The organism is Paenarthrobacter sp. YJN-D, from assembly GCF_015040335.1.
Lineage (GTDB): Bacteria > Actinomycetota > Actinomycetes > Actinomycetales > Micrococcaceae > Arthrobacter > Arthrobacter nicotinovorans.
On the sequence record NZ_CP053549.1, the window covers coordinates 4,042,744 to 4,062,174 of the forward strand.

Sequence of the window (19,431 nt, forward strand, 5' to 3'; positions counted from 1 at the left end):
CGTTGCTCCCACCAATTGACTTTGCCCGAGGAACATTGGCATTAACTGTCACTTCGCGGGGATTTTCGGGGCTTCCGGGACCGGGGGAATCAGCTGGGACGGGACCGGGACGGGGATGTCCGATGGCCCGAGCTTCGAGGGATCAAGCTTTGAGGGGTCGATCTCCGGAGGCGTGACCGGCAACGAGGGAGCCGTGGGGAGCACACGCTTGCCAGGGTCGGGGTGCGACGGGCTCTTGGGATCCTGGGATGGGTTTCCGGGCGTCGCCGGGTGCGGTTCAGCGTGAGGTGTCCCGTCGGGGTTCCCGGGATCCGCCGGGCTGGGGCTGGCCTGTCCCGGAACCACTGCCGGTTGGCTTTCCTGATGTGCAGGGCCGGGTTCCGGGGTCGATCCCGAAGGGGCAGCGGGTTGCGGCGCATTGCCCGCGCCGGGAGCCAGTTGTGAAACCACCGAACCGATGGCCGCGCCAAGATGCTGGAAAGCTCCGGGAATCCCGCCCTCGGAGGCGGCAGCCGCTGTGGCGCCACCGGCCAGCGACACCGCCACAGCGAGGCCCGCAATGGCTGCGCGCCGCTTCTTCCACCGCCGCGCAGCCAACTCATCTGTTGCCGGGGTTTGCTCGGGTGCCGGGACTTGCGGCGTTACGGCAGCGGGTCTGGTAACCATCGCCCCACCCGCCATCAGCGCACGAACGGCCTCGGACGGAATTGGCGCAGTGTCGGCCAGGGAGCGCAGCTCGAGAAGTTCGCTGCGGAGGTCCGTGCTGCCCTCAAGCCCGGCGTCGGCCAGCAGGGAATCGATGGCCTGCTGGTCATTGCCGCGACCGGGTGCGGTGTATTCGCTCATGATGTGCCGTTCCTTAGTAGCGCACGTTTCTTCAATGCGCCCAATGCCCTGCGCTGCAGCTGTTTCACGGACCCTTGGGATTTGCCCATGATGTCCGCAGCTTCTTCCACCGACAGGTCAGCAACGACCCGCAGTGCCAGGACCTCCCGATAATCCTCGGTCAGGTCCTCCAAAAGTTCCGTAACCCCCAGGCCGGACGCCCTTCCGAATGCCTGCTCTTCGGCCGACGGTGAGCGCCGGGTGTCGAAGTCGGCCTCGTACGGCGTGGAATCGGGGGTTCGTTCGCGCTTCCGGTAGTGATCCACCAGCCGGGCGTGCGCAATGGTGAACAGCAATGTCTTGGCTCCCTGCAGCCCGCCGTGGAGGGTCTCCAGTTTGGGGTAGAGGGCAAGGAAGACGTCCTGCGTTACGGCCTCGGGATCGTCCACGCCGCGTGCTTTGAGATAGCCAAAGACCGGTCCGGAGAAGGCGTTGTAGGCAGCAGTGAAGAGCAGCGCGGGATCATCGTGATCCGCCTGCACATATTCATCAGCCAAGGGTTCAAGCACCCGTGGACGCCTCCCATCCCGCGTTATGAGGCAGGGCTCCTTGTCATCAAGCCAAGGAGCCCTGCCTTTAAACCGTAGCCGTTCTCCGCTTAGCGGACAGAATCGACGGGTGCTCCGTGAACAGCCGACAGCTCAGTGGGGACCTGGGTAGGCAGCGACGGTACGGCCGGGACTGCAGGCACGGCGGGCACTGCGGGAGTGGCCGGAACAGCCGGGACGGCAGGCGTGGCCGGAAGTCCGGACGTAACGGAGGCATCGGCGTCGGCGTCTGCCTTGGCGTTGCCGTCAGCCTTGAGTCCGGCAGCCTTGCCGGCTTCCACCACGGCCTCGCAGTGCGCCTCTACGTTGGCCTCGCCACCGGCAGCGATGGTCAGTGACTTGAAGCCGGCAACCTTGGTGTCGGCCTTCAAGCCGCCGTTGAGGAAGGAAGTGCACAGTCCGAATGCTTCAGGCGACGTGGCATCTTCCAGGGCTGCCTTGGCGTCGTTGATTGCGTCACTGGCAGCGCCGCTGACTTCGCCCTTGGCATCCTTCGCAGTTGCCTTGCCGGCTTCTGCGGCGTCATTCGCTGTTGCCTTGGCGGTCTCGACGGCGTCTGCCGCCTTGGCCTGGGCAGTTTCCGCTGCGTCGGCTGCCTCACTGGCAGTTCCGGCAGCGAGGGGGGCAGGTGCACCTACGACGTCGTGGGCGGTCTGCTGGATTTCGGTGGGAAGAGCGCCATTGAAGGCAGCGACGCCGGTTCCGCCGACAGCAACAGCTCCGGCAGCCAGGACGCCTGCGGCGACTTTGCTGGTGGCAAGGACAGTGAACAAGGACATGAAACCCTCCGACAAACGATTTTGGGATTGCCCCGGCAGCTGTTGGGTGGCTGCCGGATGATCAGCGTGCGGACGTTGCCCGCACTCCCTTTACATCGCTGGGGGCGTTGGTGAGGTTACGCCTCGTGCAGATTTATTTTTTCCGGGCCAGATCCCGGGCCTGCTCAATGAGTTTCAGGACCGCCACTGAGTCCGCCGGATCCACAGGTGCCGGACGCGCGGAGGCGGTTCCGCCGTCGTCGAGCTTTTCCGCGAGGAGGCGATAGAACTCCGGGTAGGCGCCGCGCTCGGTGGGGATGGTGGAGCGCTGGCCGTCCACCTCCAGGATGCCGTAGTCCTCTTCAGGCTCGACGCCGTACTGCGGGTCCGTGGGCAACCCGCCACCCAGGACAAACGGCTCCTGGGGGTCCGTGCCGAACTTCGCGAAAGCACCCTGCGTGCCCAGGATCCGGAACCGCGGGCCGTGCAGGTGGCTGTTGAGGTTGATGGTGACGTGGGTGATTACACCGGAGTCGTGCCGGAGGACAAGGAAGACGTCGTCGTCGGCGTTCTCCTGAAGGCGGCGGGCAGCGATTTCGGAGTAGGTGACCGTAGCCGGGCCAAAGAACCGGAGGGCGAGGTCCAGGACGTGGGTCCCGAGGTCGAACAGGACTCCGCCGCCGTCCTCCACCGTGGCCCCGGCTTTCCAGGCTTTTACAATTTCCGGCGCCCACCGCTCCATGCCTACCTTGAACCGGGTGACGGTACCCAGCGTCCCGGCGTCGAGCAGTTGCCGCACGGTGAGCGCATCGCCGTCCCAGCGCCGGTTCTGATACACCGTGAGGACCCTGCCCAGCCTGGCTGCCAGCTGGATCAGTTCCTCGCCTTGCGCACTGTGGGTGACGAACGGCTTATCGACGACGACGTCGAGCCCGGCTTCCAGCGCGGCTTTAGCAAGCGGGTAGTGGGTTGCGGGCGGTGTGCCGAGGACGATGAGGTCCAGTTCATCGGCGAGGGCCAGGGCGTCGGCAGGGGTGTTGACGATCTTCGCCTGGGGATAGCGTTCCTTGGCCTTGGCCTGCCGTTCCGCGTCCGAGGTGGCGATGACGGCGAGCTCATAGGCAGGATTGGCGGAGATGTAGGGCGAGTGAAAGACACTGCCCGAAAGTCCAAAGCCTGCGACTGCGGTACGGATCGGCTGGGAAGTCATGACCCTAGGCTACCGATCCTCGCTCACGTAATAGCCCCTTTCCGGCAACCCTCGATCACCGGGTGAGCAAGCGATTGGCTCAAGCACGCGGAACGTGAGCAAGCGATGGGGACGGCGAAGGCCGGAAACCTCCGCGAACCGATGATCAGGTTCAGGGAGATTCCCGGCCTTCAGGAAGTTACTGCTGCAGGGCTACTTCTTGGCGCCCTTTTCCCAGCCGAGGGTGGTCCAGTCCGGAACGTTGGAGAGGCTCTTGAACAGGGACGGGCCGTAGTTGGCCAGGCCCTTGTGCACGAACTGGATCTCCGGGCCGTTCAGCACGGTTCCCATGGAGAAGTACTTCTCCATGTGCTTCTTTTCGACCTCCATGGCCGCCTTGTTGCGCTCGGTGTCGTCGGCGATCGTGGCAAGGCGCTTGATTTCGGCGTCGAGCTCAGCATCGCCCAGGCCGTTCTCGTTGGTGGCGGAGTCGTAGTACTGCTTCACGGCGTCAGTGGCATCAGCACCCACGGTGTAACCGGAGATGGTCACATCGAACTCGCGGGATCCAACAACCTTGCCGAAGTCGGCGTCACCGCGCTGGTCAATGCCAACGTCCATGCCGGCCGCCTGGAGCTGCTTCTGCAGGGTCTGAGAGGTTGCAGCCGTGGTGGGATCGTCACCGAAGTTGGTGATCTTGAAGGAGACAGGGACGCCGTCCTTGGCCATGATGCCCTTGTCGTTGGCCGTGTAGCCGGCGTCAGTCAGGACCTTCTTGGCAGCCTCAGCGCCCGTATCCTTCACGGGGTAGTTGTCCTGGTAGTACTCGGAGAACGGCATGAGCATCATAGAGCCCGAGCTCTCTTCGGACCAGTTCAGGCCGTTGAAGCGGACGTCGCGGATGGCCTTGCGGTCGACGGCGGTGAAGATTGCCTTACGAACGGCAACGTCCGTCAAGGCCGGGCGCTTGGCGTTCAGGTTCAAGCCACCAGCGAAGAGGCGCTGGCCGCGGCGAACGTCAGCGTCCTTGGTGCCCTCGAGCTGCTTGTAACGGCCAAGAGTACGGCCGCTCGTCGCGTCGATCTCACCATTCTTGAACGCTGCGATGGTCGCGCTCGGCTCCATCTGGCGCCAGATGACCTTCTCAAGAACCGGCTTCTGGCCCCACCATTTGTCGTTCGGGACCATCGTGACGGTCTTGGCAGTGGTGTCGTAGTTCTCCACCTTGAACGGACCTGCCATCCATTCAGGGTGCATTTCTCCAGCGAAGCCCTTGTTGAAAATCTCGGGTGTATTGATGGCGGGGTGGATCAGGCCGAAGAAGAGACCTTCAAGGGGGAAAACGGGCTGGGTTGTGGTGACGATGACTTCTTTGTCGTTGGCACCGGCCTTGACCGAATCCACGAAGGCGTAGGCACCAGCGGTGACGATGTCGATGGACTTGTCTTCGCCGCGGAGCATCTTCCACGTGTTCTCGAAGGTCTTCACATCAATGGGAGTGCCATCGTTCCAGGTCGCCTTGTCGTTGACCTTGATGGTGATGGTCTGCTTGCCGTCCTTGACTTCGCTGGTCACCGATTCGCAGAAGTCCTTGTTCGGCTCTGCCTTGCCGTTGAAGTCCAACTTCCAGCAGCCGCCGATGCCGCCGCTGCTGATCGCAGCGGTGTTGACCGGAGTCATCACGGCCGAAGTATCAGCGCTGTTGCCCACGTTGGAGAAGCCGTTGAAGTCCGGGCCAATGCTTCCGACGGCCAAAGTGACCGTGCCGCCCTGTTCCAGATCCTTTGCTTCTTTGGCGTTGACGCTAATCAGTTTGCTGATGTCGCCGCCACTCTCTTCTGCCTTCTGGGAGGCAGGACCCGACGGCGTTCCCCCGCCGCAAGCGGTCAGCATGAGCGTTGCTGCGAGTGCTACGCCGCCGATCGTCGTGTACTTCTTCATGGTTTGCCCTTCATGTTTACGACTGAAATAACTTTGCGAGTTGAGACCAGGGATTTATTCAATGCGTCATATGTCGTCAGGCATGCACCACCAGCATCTCGGCATCCAGCTCTCCGTCCGGGAAGAAGCAGGCAAAGTCCTGCGCGCCCTCCGCCTCGGAAGTCAGTGGCGGCTCCAGAGTAAGGCACTTCTCCTGCTTTGCGGCAGGAAGCGCGGCAAACACCGGGCAACGTGTAGCGAAGTTACAACCCTTGGGCGCATCAAGCGGGCTGGGCAGGTCACCCTGCAGGATGATGCGTTCGCGGGTACGTTCCAGGTTCGGGTCCGGAACCGGGATCGCGGACAGCAGGGCCCGGGTGTAGGGGTGCCGCGGGTTGTCGAAGACGTCGTCCACGTTCCCGGTTTCCACGATCTTGCCCAGGTACATCACGGCCACCCGGTCCGAGATATGGCGGACGACCGAGAGGTCGTGAGCGACCATGAGGTAGCTGAGGCCAAGTTCGGCGCGGAGCTTGTCCAGCAAGTTGATGACCCCGGCCTGGACGGACACATCCAGCGCGGACACGGGTTCGTCCAGGACAACCAGCTTGGGGTTGACTGCGAGCGCCCGGGCTATGCCGATGCGTTGCCGCTGGCCGCCGGAGAACTGGTTGGGGAAGCGGTTGACGTGGTCAGGCTGCAGGCCCACCAGCTTCATGAGTTCCATGATGCGTTTCCTGATGGCGGCCTTGGGCATTCCCAGGTTCTCCAGGGGCTCGGCCAGGACCTCGTACACGGTGAAGCGTGGGTCCAGGGCACCCGTGGGGTCCTGGAAGACCATCTGCATTTCCTTGCGCATGGCCATTTTGGTCTTGTGGTCGGTGGCTACCTTGTTGCTGACACCGCCGATGACCACTTCGCCCACCTGGTCCGGATGGAATTCCATGATCTCCAACAGCGTGGTGGTCTTGCCGCAGCCTGACTCGCCCACAATGGAGACGCACTCGCCCTCGCGGATGTCGAAGCTGAGCCCGTCCACGGCCTTGACCGTGCCGATCCGCCGTTTGATGAGAGCACCCTTCAGCAGGGGGAAGTGCTTCTTGACGTCCTTGAGTTCCAGGACCTTGTCGCGTTCGGTGCGGGCAACGCCGTCGAACTTGGAAACCGGTTTGGGCGGCGCATGGAAAATCCGGTGCGCGTCCGCATTGCCGGAAAGCTCGCCGGACTTGATGCAGGCCGCCTTGTGGTCCAACGTCCCGGTCTCGGATCCGGGTACTGAAATGAGCTCCGGCTCGCCGTGCAGGCAGGCGTCGCTGACCATGGGGCAACGGGCCGCGAAGGAGCAGCCTGTCACCGGCAACGCGAGGTTGGGTGGGGTCCCCTCGATGGGAACCAGCGACTGCTTGGTGGCTGTATCCACGCGCGGGACAGCACCCAGCAGGCCCAGCGTGTACGGCATCCGAGGGTTGTAGTAGATGTCCTCCACAGTGCCGGTCTCCACGGGCTTGCCCGCGTACATGACCATGATGTCGTCAGCCATGCCGGCGACCACGCCGAGGTCGTGCGTGATCATGACGACGGCGGCGCCGGTCTCCTCCTGCGCGGTGTGCAGGACTTCGAGCACCTGCGCCTGGATGGTGACGTCGAGCGCCGTCGTGGGTTCATCAGCGATGAGTACCCGCGGATCGTTGGCGATCGCGATGGCGATCATGACGCGCTGGCGCATACCACCGGAGAACTCGTGCGGGAAGGCCTTCAGCCTGTCCTTGGGGCTCGGGATCCCCACCATGCGCAAGAGGTCGACGGCGCGGGCTTCTTTGGCCTGCTTGCTCATGGTCGGGTTGTGGACCGTCAGCGCCTCGATGATCTGGTTGCCCACTGTGTAGACGGGCGTCAGGGAGGACAGCGGATCCTGGAACACCATGGCGATGTCGCTGCCGCGGTGCTTGCACATTGCTTTGTCGCTCAGGCCAAGGAGTTCCTTGCCCTTGTAGCGGACGGAGCCTGTGATGTCAGCGGTTTCGGGGAGGAGACCCATGATGGCCATGGACGTCACGGACTTGCCGGAGCCGGACTCGCCCACGATGCCCAGGGTCTTGCCTGGCATGAGGTCGAAGTCGACGCCTCGGACAGCGTGGACCACGCCGTTCTCGGAGTTGAAGCGGACGTTCAGGTCGCGGACGCTGAGGACGGCGTCGCCGGGGGCGTAGAGTCCGGCGTCGCGGAGGCGCTCGGCGGGAGTGGTGTTGGTGCTCATCAGTTGGCCACCTTCGCAGTCTGGGGCTTGGTCCGCTTCGCCCGGCCGATGGAGCTGGAGCTGGGGTCGAAGGCGTCACGGAGTCCGTCGTTCATCATGGCCAGCGAACCGGTCAGCAGGAACATGACGGTGAGCGGGACCCAGAACATCCACGGGAAGGAGGACACCTGGCCCGTAGCCTGGCCGATCAGGACACCGAGGCTGACGTCAGGGAGTTTGATGCCGATGCCGATGAAGGAGAACGCCACTTCGGCCAGCACGGCACCGGTGATGCCTCGGGTGAAGTCGAGGACCAGCAAGGAGCCGATGTTCGGGACCAGGTGGCGCCACACGATGCGGCGGGACGGGACCCCCATGTACTTGGCGGCTTTGACGTAGTCGCGCTGCATGAGCGACATCGACAACGAGCGCACCAGGCGGGCGGTACCCATCCAGCTGAAGAACAGCAGGACGACGATCAGCAGCAGCCAGCTGGGAAGGTTCTTGAGCCCGCCGCTGCCGCTGGTGGCCACCGCCACTACCAGGATGGCGGGCATCATGATGAGCGCCTCCAGGATGAACAGCATGGTGGCGTCCACCTTGCCGCCAAAGAAGGCCATGGTGCACCCGTAGACCGCCGAGATCACGACGGACACGCCGCCCACGATCAGGCCGATGAAGATCGAGATCCTGGTGCCCTCGACAATGAGCGCCATGAGGTCGATGCCGGCCTGCGTGGTGCCCAGGAGATGATCCGGCGACGGACCCATGCCGATGTTCAAAGGATCGATGGTGTCCTTGTCCCATGGAGTCAGGAATCCGCCGAACAGGGAGAACAGGAACAGCGCCAGGAAGATGAACAAACCGGCGACGGCGGTCCGGTTCCGCATGAAGCGACGGAAGATGATCCGGGACTTGCCGATGACCACGTCCTGGTCGGCTACACGGGACTCGTCGATTTCGGCGATCGGGTCAATGATGTTTGTCATTACTGGACCCTCACTCGTGGATCGACCAGCGTGGTGGCGAAGTCGGCCAGGATGGCGCCGATTGCGAAGATGACTGAGCCATAGGCCAACGTGGCAGTGGCAACGTTGACGTCCTGCAGGCCGATGGACTGGATGCTCCACAGGCCGATGCCCGGCCAGGCGAAGATGGCCTCGGCGAAGAAGCCGCCCGTGAAGATGGCGGGAATGGTGAATGCGATGCTCTGGGCCACCGGGATGAACGAGACACGCAACGCATGCTTTCGGATGGCCTGGTTGCGGGTGAGGCCTTTGGCCCGGGCAGTGCGGACGAAGTCTGCGTTTACGTTGTCCAGGAGGTATTGCCGCTGGGCGATCTGGTAACCGGCCCAGCCGAAGACGGTCATCGCGAAGGTGGGCACGGCGTAGTGGGCCACAAGGTCAACGAAGGCGGGCCAACCCGGGTCTATTCCCGGCGTCGAAATTCCCGTGACGAAGAAGATGCGCTCGCCGACAGCCTCATTGATGCTGATAGCACCCAGCTGCACCAGGAAGTAGGCAATGGGTGCGGGAAGGATGTGGACCAAGTAGCTGTAGGACGTGATGGCGCGGTCCTGGAACTTGTATTGCCGTGCTGCGGAGTAAACGCCCAGCGCCACTCCGATGATCAACGTCAGGATGATCGAGGCGATGAACAACCGGGTGGAGACCATGACGCGGTCCGCGAACTCTGCGTTGACGTACGCGCCGTTCGGGCTGCGGCCCCAGTCCCAGCGGGTGACGATGCCACCGAGCCACTGGATGTAGCGTTCCCAAGGGTTCAAGTCCGGGTCCAAGCCCAGTCCCCGGAAAGACGCAGCTACCTGTTCAGGGGTTGGCCGGGGGATCTTCTCTTGTTCCAAGACGGCCGGTTTAAGCGATGAGACGGCCAGGAAATACCCGGCGCTGGTGGTCAGGAAGATCATGATCAGGTAGATGCCTGAGCGCTTCAGCAGATATTTCAGCATGTCGGGTGGCTGCCCCGAATCGTGGCAAAACTCAAAGCTCGTCCTTCCGCGGTTCCCGGCTGTGGCCGGCGTCAGCTACGAATTGATGCAGCGGGTTCTTGGTGTCCCCCACACCCCTTCAGTGATCACCAGCCCTGTATGGCATGCGTCACATTCAAGAGGAAACTACCACAATAACTGCTTCACGTTTTGCTTCCGGGCGGCCAGTTTCACGCCTGCAGCCAGATTGTTATGTGCAGACTGCGTCACGAAAACGGCGACGACGCCACTTGGGAAGCCATAAGCCGGGCCCCAGCGGGAACTTCGAGCTAGGTGGTCTTCAGGAGCCGGGTGATGAGTTCACGCCAGGAGTCCGTGAGGCGCCGCGGCGAAATGCCCCGAACGCGCACGTCGTCGACGATCCGCTCAGGGTCCAGGGCGTAGGTCAGGGACATGGCCATAACCCAGGGATCCGCGATGCCCGCCTCCCGCAGCAGGACCTCCATGTGCCGGTGCGAAAGCTTCGTCGCGGGGACATCGAATCTGTTGCGGGTTGCCGCGCCGGCAGCCTTCAGAAGCTCACCGTTTTCCAGGACGAAATAGATCCGCCCTTCACCGAAAGCCACCAAGCGGTCTTCAGGCGACGCGCCCGGACCCAACGGCGGAGGCCCGAACATGAAGCCGCGCTGGAATTCGGACTCGGCGTCACTGAGCAGGGTCATCATGAGCCCGGCCCGGCTGCCAAACCGCCGGAAGACGGTGCCCTTGCCCACCTTCGCTTTGCACGCGAGGGCGTCCATGGTCAGCGCGTCGGCGCCGAACTCGTCCACCAGCTCACGGGCAGCGCACAGCAAGCGCTCGCGGTTCCGCGCGGCGTCGCTGCGTTCGTGCGGCAGTCCTGGCGTCCCCAAGGGCGCGTCAGGCTGGAGGGGGATGAAGCTCACAAGAAACATTCTAGACCCGGGAATAGAAACCGGACCGTAGTCCGTTTAGTATCGGTGAAGGCTCCAAAGCCCCAGAAACCGCAGGCCGGGTTCCCACAGACCCGGCCAGACACAAGGAGACAGCATGTCCAAGAGCACCGTTCTGACCCTCGTCGGCAGCCTCCGCGCCGATTCCCACAACAAGAAGCTCGCCGAAGCCATCCAGCTGAACGCGCCCGAGAACGTTGACGTCCAGATCCACGAATCCCTGGGCAACATCCCGTTCTACAACGAGGACATCGACGTCGAAGGCCAGGTTCCCGCCGAAGCCGCAGCCCTCCGCGCCGCAGCAAACGACGCCGACACCATCCTGCTGGTCACCCCCGAGCACAACGGCACTGTCCCCGCTTCGCTGAAGAATGCAATCGACTGGCTGTCCCGCCCCTTCGGCGCCGGCGCCCTCTCCGGCAAGCCGACCGCCGTCGTCGGAACCGCCTTCGGCCAGTACGGCGGAGTCTGGGCACAGGACGAAGCCCGCAAGGCTGTCGGCATTGCCGGCGCGAAGGTCCTCGAAGACGTGAAGCTGGCCGTCCCGGGGTCCATGATCCGCTTCGCTGAACTGCACCCCAAGGACGACGCCGAGGTCGTAGAGCAGATCAAGGGCATCTTCGAGCCGCTGACCGCCGCCCAGGAAGACGAAGAAGCAGCAGCCTAGTTTTCCGGTTGCCCTGCCCCCGCTCCGCTTCTTGCGGGGTGGGGGCATTCGTCTTTCCGGCCGTCCGTCTTTCCGGCCGTCGACGCCGGGGTGCGTGATCAACTCTTGTCCGAACCGTCACCATAGCGGCATTACGCGCTCCGGGATCCCGTCCTAACGTTGGAAGTACAGGTGGACGGACAGGAGCGCGGGGCTGTCATGCATGCCGGACGGGGAACCAGGAGTACGACGGCGATCACAGCTGCGTGCCTCGGTTTGGCGCTCTGGTTGGCCGGCTGCACCCCGGCCCCGGAAGCTGTCACGTCACCAACGCGCACCTCCCTCCCCACGGTCACCCTGCCATCGCCTGCCGCACCCAGCCTGTCCGCGGCTCCTGCCCCGTCCACTGACCCGCCTGCTGCCGTTGCCTCGGCTGCGGGGATTCCCTCGGTTGCCGTCCCAGCGGCACCGCCTCCTGCAGCACCATCCCCTGACCCCACTGCGACTGCTGCTCGTGCCCCTTCTTCGGCTCCGTCCAGCGGCCCACCGGGTACGAACACGCCGCTTCCCGCCGTCGAGCCTTCGCCTGAACCCGGCACCAGCGCCCCCGAACCATCAGCGACGGCCACGGTAGTCCCGGTGGGTTCCGGCGGTTCCGGCCCGGCGGTGTACTACGTCGCTATCGACGACGGCGGGGCGCGCGGCGTGCGGTTCGGCTGCAACGACAGCCTGGTTCCGGTACGTGGAGTGGAAGTTCCGGGCGATCCTTTGTCCGTGGCCCTGGGGCGCTTGCTGGAAGCCGGCATGCCCGTGGACAGCGACGCTGCTCTCTACGACTCGCTCGCGGACTCTTCGCTGAAATTTCTTTCCGGCTACATGAGTGGATCCACGGTTGTGGTGAACCTCAGCGGATCACTCCGACCCGCCGGAGTCTGCGACATTCCCCGGATCCAGGCCCAGCTGACCCACACCGTTGTATCGGCCACGGGGGCGTCGCGGGCCGAGATCTACGTCAACGGACGCACCCTCACGGAGGCACTGAGCGTGCGCTGAGGGTTGCGTTGTGTACGTGGCGGAGGGGCGGGAGCGGCTAGGCCGTTGCGATCGCCAGCACCCGCCTGAGAGCCCAGGCCACGCGCAACAAAGCCAGTACTGAGGCGAACGTCAGCAGTAAGGTCACAGCCTCGGGAATCCACAGGCCCGTCCGCGCGTCACCTTCGAGGACAACCGTGACCAACGCTGCAACCACCAGAAGTCCCAGCCCGGGAATGGCGAACAGGAACACTTCGCCGATCTGGCGGCGGTGGGTAGCTGACAGCCTCTCCAGCGGGAGCTCGCGCTGGCCCGGCGCAGACTTTTTCCCCAGCACATTGATCAGCATGGAGACACTCGTGAGGGTGAGCCCGGCTGTGGCTCCGGCCAGGGTGGCCAGGGTTTGAAACAAGGCCCGCCGCGCACCGGGGTCCACACGTTCCAGCAAGAGAGGTTGTCCGGCCATGGCAGCGATGCCCACCCAGAGGGTGAGGGCCAAGGCAGCCCACAGGTAGTCGGCTGTTGGATGCAGCAGGAACCAACGCCACAACGGCCTGCGGCGGCCAGGGCGGTCAACGTCAACCTCGTACAAGCTCATGACCCGACCCGTCCTGGGGCTCCCCGGCTTCTTCGGCTCTCACTACTGCCGCGGCGAGAGCTGCACGCACGGTGGCCATCCCGCCTTCGACCAGGTCCGGAACCAGACTGGAGTCAGCAGTTCCCTTGACGTCCGGCAACGTCCTGGCGAAGAACGGCTCGTTGTCCCTGGCCTGCTTGTTGAGGATCGCAATGGCCTCCGCGGTGGACTTCTGCGGGTCGTTGAAGACATCCGGGTCCACTTCGATGTGCGAGATGAACCGCTCCTTCAGCAGGTCCACCACCTCGCGGTCACCGGTCAGGGAGTCCTTTCCCTCCGCCACCACGTAGTCGAAATGCTCCACGGAACCTGCCTGGCGGAAAAGATCGATCAACCGTTGAATGCGCTCCCGGATCCGCCGCTTGTCATTGGCACTTCCTGACCTGCCGACGCTCAGGGAGATCCGGAAGGTTCCTTGGTTCATCAGGCGCGAGGCACTGTCCAGAACGTCAGCCCATTCGCCTTCCATCAGCTTTCCCGACAGACGCTCGGCGGGCAGGGCAAACTCGAAACGGCTCACCTCCAGCCGGTCAAGGATTTCCTCGATGTCTTCCCTCACCACGGGAACCAGAACAGGTTCCAATCCCAGCATCCCCTCCAGGTACTCCCCCATCCTGGACGCCCTGGGTCCGTTTCCAGTAGTGAGCACAGCCATCACGTTGCGCTTGAGGAAGGCGAAGTAGGTGGTTTCCAGCAAATGATCCCCGGGCCCCAGGGGCAACGGCTTCCGCCTGCCCAGCGCATCACCAACACTGGGCAGATTGGTATCCCGGACGCGGTCGAGAAGCAGCATTGGATAGGGCGATGTTGCTACCGCCTGGGCAAGCATCACTGTCCCGTCCGCACTGGTGAAATGTCTGTCCGTCCCGGCTTCCCGGGCCTTCATAAGGACTTCGGCCACGCGGCGCGCTGGGAACGGACGGACGAGATCGGCGCCGTTCAGTTGCTCGATCCGCCAGAACTGCACACTGCGCCGTGCCATGCGCCCCTCCCTTCGCCGCGATGCCTTCTTTCTGTTCCCAAGCTATCGGCGGGGTCCGACATTAAAGCCGGGCACCGTCGTCGTGCGCTTAATGCCGGTTCACAGGCTGTATTTGGGACTCTGTTCGAACAACGCATCCATTTCGTCATGGCTGCGGGTGCCGGCGAGACCTGCCCAATTTCCGTCCCCCAGAATCTCCTTGGCCACGCGCGCCACCTTGGCGTAAGCCGCCTTGGCCGTGTTGCCGCCGATGCTGACGCGACGGACACCGGCGTCATGCAGTTCAAGGGGCGACGGCGCCCCAACTCCAGCCAGCGCATTGAGCGGCGCCGGGATTTGGCTGGAAAGTTGGTGCAGGACGTGCAAATCAACGACGCCGGGCACGAAGATCCCGCTGGCCCCTGCGGTGAGGTACGACTCGGCACGGCGAAGGGTTTCCTCGTAGGCGGTGTCCGCGAAGCGGCCTGAAAGATAGGTGTCGGTGCGGGCATTGATGAACAACGGGATCCCGCGCTCGTCGGCGACCAGGCGGATCAATGCGATCCGGCGCGATTGCTCGTCGATATCGGTGAGCGGCTCGGCAGCCGAGTCCTCGATGTTGATCCCCACGGCCCCGGCGTCCAGGACGGCGTGGACCGTGGCCCGGAGCTCGTCATCGATACGTCCGTAGCCCGTTTCGATGTCCGCCGTGACCGGCAGCGTGGTCGCGCCCACCACCCGGCCCAGTGCGGCCATCGCCAAACCCCACGGCACATGGTCCCCATCCCGGAAGCCCAAGCTCCAGGAGACGGCGGAGCTTGAGGTGGCGATCGCCGTCGCACCGGCTTCCTGGACGACACGGGCGGAGGCCGCGTCCCACACGTTCACGAGCACCAGCGGCGTGGGCCCGGCGTCGTGGAGTTTGTGGAACTGTTCGGCCTTGGTCACGGATCCCCGGTGCGCTGTCATAGCTACATTCCAACCGCTCACATCCGTGGCGTAAAGCTCGGCCTCAAAATGCCTGTCGGATTCGAAAACAAGTGTTGCCTAATTAGCAACATCGGGGAGTATCCTGAGACTGTGACCCACGAAACATTGGATGCCGGCGCAACGCTGCCCGCTGAAGCCATCGACGCCATTGAGCGGGCCGCCACGGCCGCTCACCCGCACGAGGAACTGTTCTCCGCGCGGGCCGCCAACATCAAGCAATCCGCTGTCCGCGATGTCTTCGACATCTCCATGCAGCCGGGCCTTGTCTCCCTCGCCGGAGGCAACCCGTACCTGCAGTCGCTGCCCTTGGAGAAGCTCGGCCAGACCGCCGCCCGCATCATCGCAGAGGAGGGCATGACCGCCCTGCAATACGGCGGCGGCCAAGGCACGGAAGAACTGCGCGCGCAGATCTGCGACATCATGGCCGCTGAAGGCATCACCGACGCCCGGCCCGAAAACGTCGTCATCACGGCCGGATCGCAGTCCGCGCAGGATGTCGCCACCAAGGTCTTCTGCAACCCCGGAGATGTGGTCCTGGTTGAAAACCCCACCTATGTGGGCGCCCTGAACACATTCGAGGCGTACCAGGTGCAGGTGGAACCTGTGGAAATGGACGACGACGGTTTGGTACCTGAGCTGCTCGGGGCCAGGATCGCGGCGCTCCAGTCAGAGGGCAAGAACATCAAGTTCCTCTACACGATTCCCAACTTCAACAACCCCTCCGGAATCACACTGGCGCAGGAACGCCGGCAGCGCATCGTCGACATATGCCGCGAAGCGAATATTATCGTTCTCGAGGACAACCCCTACGGACTCCTGCGTTTTGACGGTCACCCCATCGCCCCCATGCGTGCGGCGAACCCGGATGACGTGATCTACCTCGGGTCCTTCTCCAAGATTTTCGCCCCCGGACTGCGGATCGGCTGGGCGCTGGTTCCCGCCCATCTGCAGCGGCGCTTCTATCTGGCGTCCGAGGCCGTGACACTCTGCCCGCCACCGCTGAACCAGATGATCGTCTCGGCCTACCTGCGCGATTACGACTGGCAGGGACAGATCGACACCTACCGGACGCTCTACTCCGAGCGCTGCGAGGCCCTGCTGTCCGCCCTGGACGAGTACATGCCCGCGGGCCTCTCGTGGACCCGGCCGGCCGGCGGCTTCTTCGTGTGGGTCACTTTGCCCGAGGGCGTGGACACCTATCCGCTCCTCGGAAAGGCGATCGACGCCGGCGTCGTCTTCATCCCCGGCGCAGCCTTCTCGCCCGCCGACGGCCCCTCCAACAAACTGCGCCTCGCCTTCAGCGCGGTGCCGCCGGATACCATTGCCGAAGGCGTGCGACGCCTGGCACCTGTCCTGGCAGAAGCCATCAAAGCCACCACTGAAGGAGCAGCACAATGACCGGAGTTGTGATTGTAGGAGTCGACGGCAGCGAGACGGCGATGAGGGCGGCGCAGGCAGCACAGCAGCTGGCGCTCGGACTGGGAGCCAGCCTGCGCGTTGTCAGCGCCTTCGACAGCAACCGGACCGAGGTGGTTGAAATCGGCACCGACAAATGGATCGTGTCCGACGCCGCCGAAGCCGAAACCGTAGCCCGCACCGTAGCCGAGCGCCTCGCTCACGAAGGCCTCGAAGTGACCTACTCCGCAGCCCGCGGCAAGCCGGGCGAGGCCTTGGTCAAGGAGGCCGAGATGCAGGACGCCCGCCTGATCGTCGTGGGCAACCGACGCATGCAGGGCCTGGGCCGCGTCCTCGGCAGCGTGGCCAACACGGTAGCCCACACGGCCCCCTGCGATGTGTACATCGCCAAGACCGACCAGCCCTAAAGCGAGCTGAATCACTGCGCCGGGTGGGGAGACTCACCCGGCGTTTGGCGTATTTCGGGCCGGTCAGCAAACCGAACCGTTATAAAATCGAGATGCCCCCAATGGCGTGAGCCGCCATCCACTTCTCGATTTCAGGGGAACTTTCTTGCTTACCTTGCAGCCGCGCCAGCGCGTGGGCCACGACATCCTGCTTGCCCGCCACGGCAACACCATCAGCACCATGCGCTACGACCGCGCCAACAACCAGGTCATCGCAATGCTCGATGACGGCTCCTGGGACAGCGCTCCGAACATGATCACTCCGGGCCTCGAGATGCCCGAGACCATCGGCAGCGTGTTCCGCAAGGATTGGCGCTTCCTCTCCCTGGCCTGCGTTGCGATGGTCACCGTAGCGGCGGTTGCCATGGGTATCAGCGTTGAGCTGGCCAACCACATGTCGACGACCGAGCTCCAGGCACTGCTGGTGAACTACCCGGCGTTCTAGCCGAATTCAGGGGCTTCCCGGGCACCAGGCCGCCTGCGGCGGACCAGGAAGACCGTTAGCCCCACGGCCAGCCAGGCAGCGCCAAGCAAGTAGGGAGTTGGCGAGGCGCTTCCGGATTGCCACAGTCGACGGCGCAGAGCTCGTGGCGGACCGGCCTCCACGGCTGCGGCTGCGCTGCTAGAGCATGAGCTCCCGCAGCAGCCACCACAGGCCTGCAATCACAATGCCGCCGAACAATGATCCCGCTATGACCTGCCCCAGGGTATGGGCGCGAAGGACGAGCCGCGACCAGCCCACGGCAGGTACGAGCACCAGCAGCGGAAGCCACGCGGGACCGAACATGAGGATAGCGATGACCACGGCCGCCGCCAGTGCGGAAGCGTGCCCGCTCATCTTCCAAAAAGCACTGACAACAGCCAGAACCGCGATGCCCCCGATCAGGGCGATGATCATCACGGACACACTGACGGGCCCACCCAGCAACTGCAGCACGAACAGTCCAAGCACCACGGATATCAGTGCCATTAGAAGCAACGCCGGCCTCTGCCGCCGGTCGCTGACATGGTGGTCGGTGATCCGGCCCAGCTTGACCATCACCAGGACATAGGCCAGTGGCAGCACGCAAACAAAAAACGCTCCCAGCAGCCCGAACCACATGGTTCCCGGGAATCCAGGCTCGATCGCAGGACTGATCAGCAGCAGGACCAGGACAACGGCCGGTGGCTGGAAAACCTCCGTCAGGACGCGGGCCAAGGTCCGCCACGGACCTGTCACCAGCTGGGGCGGCGTGTGGCCCGCTTCTTCTGTCTTCTGTTCAGTCAAGCAGCAGCGCCGGTTCCTCAAGAATGGCAGCAACATCTGCCATGAAGCGCGCCGACAAGTCGCCGTCGACCACCCGGTGGTCGAAGGAACCGCCAAGGGTGGTAATCCACCGCGGAATCACTTCGCCATCCAGAACCCACGGCTTCTGCTTTATGGTGCCGAAAGCAATGATCGCCACTTCGCCCGGGTTGATGATCGGTGTGCCGGTATCGATTCCCAGTGCACCGATGTTCGTGATGGTCAAAGTACCGCCCTGCATTTCGGCAGGCTGCGTCTTTCCCGCGCGGGCCTTGGTGGCCAGCTCATTGAGCGCCAGGGCAAGTTCCTTGAGGGAAAGGTCCTGGGCGTCCTTGATGTTCGGGACCATGAGGCCGCGCGGGGTAGCTGCGGCGATTCCCAGATTCATGAAGTGCTTGATCTGGATCTCGGCCCCGCCCTTGCCGTCAGCGTCCTCAACCCAGGTGGCGTTGACGCTGGGGTTTCGGGCTGCTGCCCAAATGACGGCCTTGGCCAGGATGAGCAGCGGAGAGACCTTAATGCCGTCAAAATCACGCGAAACCTTGAGCCGCTTGACGAACTCCATGGTCCGGCTGGCGTCGACATCCACAAAGATGCTGACGTGGGGCGCCGAGAAAGCGGATTCCACCATGGCCTTGGCTGTGGCTTTGCGTACGCCCTTGACCGGCACGCGTTCGACCCGCTGCTCCTGCGGCTTCCTCGAGGCGCCCCAGAACGTGTCTGCCTGATCGAGCTCGGCGTCGCGCTGGGCCTGGTAACTGACCAGGTCCTCACGGGTCACTTCACCGCGTTGCCCCGTGGCCACGACATCGGCGAGGTCGATACCAAGGTCACGGGCAAACTTGCGTACCGGCGGCTTGGCCAGAACTTTGTTGACCAAACCGCTGATGGTGCCGCCGAAAGCCGCGCCTCGGGTGGCCGCGGGCTGCTGCGCAGAAGGTTGCGCCGCCGGGGCTGCCGGCGCCTGCTGCAGGGGTTCGACGACGGCGCGGGCCGGCGTCGGGCGCTGCGAAACCGGCGCTTCGGCTGCTTTCGCTGCCAGGACCGCTTGGTTGTCCTGCACGGTTCCTTCAGCGTTTTCGGCGACTCCGGCAGCCTCAACCACAGCGCCGGCGGGGCGTTTGCGGGCACGGCGCTTGACGGCGTCGGCCTTGGGACCCGAACCGACCAGGGGGCCGCCGGCGGGCTGTTCGCCGGCCTCGGCGGTGAGCTTACCGTACAGGGGGGTGAAGGTTTCCTCGGCGACCGCCGCAGGGGCCGGGGCGTCGGGGGCGGCTTGGGCGTCGCCGTCCTGACCTTCCGAGACAGCGATGATCGCCGTTCCCACCTCCACGGTTATGCCTTCTTCCACCAACAGCTCCGTGACCGTGCCGGCAAAGGGCGACGGCAGTTCAACGAGGGACTTGGCGGTCTCGATCTCACAGAGAACGTCGTTGATCGCAACGGTGTCGCCCGGTTTGACCTTCCAGGCAACGACCTCGGCCTCGGTCAGGCCTTCTCCGACGTCCGGCAGGTTGAATTTCTTTACAGTCACAGTGGTCCTCGATTTTCCGGTTACCA

General features: G+C 64.0%; 19 protein-coding genes. 5 read left to right on the forward strand and 14 right to left on the reverse strand.

Annotated elements, in window-relative coordinates:
- Window positions 1-48 precede the first annotated feature (48 nt).
- The 9 genes from HMI60_RS18730 to HMI60_RS18770 form a co-directional block, all read right to left on the reverse strand.
- A complete protein-coding gene (locus tag HMI60_RS18730; RefSeq protein WP_193590198.1) occupies window positions 49-846 on the reverse strand; it encodes a hypothetical protein in 798 nt (265 codons plus the stop codon).
- A complete protein-coding gene (locus HMI60_RS18735) occupies window positions 843-1,394 on the reverse strand; it encodes an RNA polymerase sigma factor (RefSeq protein ID WP_193590199.1) in 552 nt (183 codons plus the stop codon). Before HMI60_RS18735 ends, HMI60_RS18730 begins: the two co-directional genes overlap by 4 nt.
- A gap of 89 nt (window positions 1,395-1,483) precedes the next feature.
- Window positions 1,484-2,212 (reverse strand): hypothetical protein, encoded by a 729-nt coding sequence (locus HMI60_RS18740; protein WP_193590200.1) that lies wholly within the window; start codon window positions 2,210-2,212, stop codon window positions 1,484-1,486.
- Window positions 2,213-2,345: 133 nt separating this feature from the next.
- Window positions 2,346-3,401 (reverse strand): Gfo/Idh/MocA family oxidoreductase, encoded by a 1,056-nt coding sequence (locus tag HMI60_RS18745; protein ID WP_193590201.1) that lies wholly within the window; start codon window positions 3,399-3,401, stop codon window positions 2,346-2,348.
- A gap of 192 nt (window positions 3,402-3,593) precedes the next feature.
- Window positions 3,594-5,321: an ABC transporter family substrate-binding protein gene (locus tag HMI60_RS18750; protein WP_193590202.1), complete on the reverse strand. Its 1,728-nt coding sequence runs from the start codon at window positions 5,319-5,321 to the stop codon at window positions 3,594-3,596.
- A 76-nt stretch (window positions 5,322-5,397) separates the two neighbouring features.
- On the reverse strand, window positions 5,398-7,557 hold the full coding sequence (locus HMI60_RS18755) for an ABC transporter ATP-binding protein (protein WP_018779850.1): 2,160 nt from the start codon (window positions 7,555-7,557) through the stop codon (window positions 5,398-5,400).
- On the reverse strand, window positions 7,557-8,525 hold the full coding sequence (locus tag HMI60_RS18760; RefSeq protein ID WP_018779849.1) for an ABC transporter permease: 969 nt from the start codon (window positions 8,523-8,525) through the stop codon (window positions 7,557-7,559). The genes HMI60_RS18755 and HMI60_RS18760 overlap by 1 nt, the downstream gene beginning before the upstream one ends.
- On the reverse strand, window positions 8,525-9,508 hold the full coding sequence (locus HMI60_RS18765; RefSeq protein WP_018779848.1) for an ABC transporter permease: 984 nt from the start codon (window positions 9,506-9,508) through the stop codon (window positions 8,525-8,527). The genes HMI60_RS18760 and HMI60_RS18765 overlap by 1 nt, the downstream gene beginning before the upstream one ends.
- Before the next feature lie 308 nt (window positions 9,509-9,816).
- Entirely contained in the window at window positions 9,817-10,431 is a 615-nt protein-coding gene (locus tag HMI60_RS18770) for a TetR/AcrR family transcriptional regulator (protein WP_055973619.1), read from the reverse strand.
- A gap of 124 nt (window positions 10,432-10,555) precedes the next feature.
- On the opposite strand from HMI60_RS18770, the gene HMI60_RS18775 reads away from it, so the two are divergent.
- Window positions 10,556-11,125 carry an NAD(P)H-dependent oxidoreductase gene (locus HMI60_RS18775; protein ID WP_193590203.1) on the forward strand — a complete coding sequence of 190 codons (570 nt, stop codon included), beginning with the start codon at window positions 10,556-10,558 and terminating at the stop codon, window positions 11,123-11,125.
- A gap of 171 nt (window positions 11,126-11,296) precedes the next feature.
- Complete coding sequence (locus HMI60_RS18780; protein WP_227453596.1) at window positions 11,297-12,157, forward strand: GerMN domain-containing protein; 861 nt, start codon at window positions 11,297-11,299, stop codon at window positions 12,155-12,157.
- Window positions 12,158-12,194: 37 nt separating this feature from the next.
- Here the strand turns inward: HMI60_RS18780 and HMI60_RS18785 are convergent, their stop codons facing one another.
- The 3 genes from HMI60_RS18785 to HMI60_RS18795 form a co-directional block, all read right to left on the reverse strand.
- Entirely contained in the window at window positions 12,195-12,734 is a 540-nt protein-coding gene (locus HMI60_RS18785) for a hypothetical protein (RefSeq protein ID WP_110506035.1), read from the reverse strand.
- Window positions 12,715-13,755, reverse strand: a complete 1,041-nt coding sequence (locus tag HMI60_RS18790) for a hypothetical protein (RefSeq protein WP_079582390.1) — start codon at window positions 13,753-13,755, stop codon at window positions 12,715-12,717. The genes HMI60_RS18785 and HMI60_RS18790 overlap by 20 nt, the downstream gene beginning before the upstream one ends.
- Before the next feature lie 99 nt (window positions 13,756-13,854).
- Window positions 13,855-14,703, reverse strand: a complete 849-nt coding sequence (locus HMI60_RS18795) for an isocitrate lyase/phosphoenolpyruvate mutase family protein (RefSeq protein WP_110506036.1) — start codon at window positions 14,701-14,703, stop codon at window positions 13,855-13,857.
- Window positions 14,704-14,814: 111 nt separating this feature from the next.
- Between HMI60_RS18795 and HMI60_RS18800 the strand changes: the two genes are divergently transcribed.
- From HMI60_RS18800 to HMI60_RS18810, 3 genes are all read left to right on the forward strand, one after another.
- Complete coding sequence (locus tag HMI60_RS18800; protein ID WP_193590204.1) at window positions 14,815-16,122, forward strand: PLP-dependent aminotransferase family protein; 1,308 nt, start codon at window positions 14,815-14,817, stop codon at window positions 16,120-16,122.
- Complete coding sequence (locus HMI60_RS18805; protein WP_018779839.1) at window positions 16,119-16,547, forward strand: universal stress protein; 429 nt, start codon at window positions 16,119-16,121, stop codon at window positions 16,545-16,547. Before HMI60_RS18800 ends, HMI60_RS18805 begins: the two co-directional genes overlap by 4 nt.
- Window positions 16,548-16,719: 172 nt before the next feature.
- Window positions 16,720-17,031: a hypothetical protein gene (locus HMI60_RS18810; RefSeq protein WP_018779837.1), complete on the forward strand. Its 312-nt coding sequence runs from the start codon at window positions 16,720-16,722 to the stop codon at window positions 17,029-17,031.
- Between the two features lie 177 nt (window positions 17,032-17,208).
- Here HMI60_RS18810 and HMI60_RS18815 read toward each other — a convergent pair whose 3' ends face one another.
- On the reverse strand, window positions 17,209-17,805 hold the full coding sequence (locus HMI60_RS18815; RefSeq protein WP_026267456.1) for a phosphatase PAP2 family protein: 597 nt from the start codon (window positions 17,803-17,805) through the stop codon (window positions 17,209-17,211).
- Between the two features lie 40 nt (window positions 17,806-17,845).
- Window positions 17,846-19,405, reverse strand: a complete 1,560-nt coding sequence (locus HMI60_RS18820; protein WP_110506037.1) for a dihydrolipoamide acetyltransferase family protein — start codon at window positions 19,403-19,405, stop codon at window positions 17,846-17,848.
- Window positions 19,406-19,431 lie beyond the last annotated feature (26 nt).

Coding starts and splice junctions, on each gene's coding strand:
- HMI60_RS18745 (WP_193590201.1), bottom strand. CDS start 3,401: ATGACTTCCCAGCCGATCCGTACCGCAGTCGCAGGCTTTGGACTTTCG.
- HMI60_RS18790 (WP_079582390.1), bottom strand. CDS start 13,755: ATGGCACGGCGCAGTGTGCAGTTCTGGCGGATCGAGCAACTGAACGGC.
- HMI60_RS18730 (WP_193590198.1), bottom strand. CDS start 846: ATGAGCGAATACACCGCACCCGGTCGCGGCAATGACCAGCAGGCCATC.
- HMI60_RS18765 (WP_018779848.1), bottom strand. CDS start 9,508: ATGCTGAAATATCTGCTGAAGCGCTCAGGCATCTACCTGATCATGATC.
- HMI60_RS18740 (WP_193590200.1), bottom strand. CDS start 2,212: ATGTCCTTGTTCACTGTCCTTGCCACCAGCAAAGTCGCCGCAGGCGTC.
- HMI60_RS18785 (WP_110506035.1), bottom strand. CDS start 12,734: ATGAGCTTGTACGAGGTTGACGTTGACCGCCCTGGCCGCCGCAGGCCG.
- HMI60_RS18805 (WP_018779839.1), top strand. CDS start 16,119: ATGACCGGAGTTGTGATTGTAGGAGTCGACGGCAGCGAGACGGCGATG.
- HMI60_RS18795 (WP_110506036.1), bottom strand. CDS start 14,703: ATGACAGCGCACCGGGGATCCGTGACCAAGGCCGAACAGTTCCACAAA.
- HMI60_RS18750 (WP_193590202.1), bottom strand. CDS start 5,321: ATGAAGAAGTACACGACGATCGGCGGCGTAGCACTCGCAGCAACGCTC.
- HMI60_RS18775 (WP_193590203.1), top strand. CDS start 10,556: ATGTCCAAGAGCACCGTTCTGACCCTCGTCGGCAGCCTCCGCGCCGAT.
- HMI60_RS18755 (WP_018779850.1), bottom strand. CDS start 7,557: ATGAGCACCAACACCACTCCCGCCGAGCGCCTCCGCGACGCCGGACTC.
- HMI60_RS18760 (WP_018779849.1), bottom strand. CDS start 8,525: ATGACAAACATCATTGACCCGATCGCCGAAATCGACGAGTCCCGTGTA.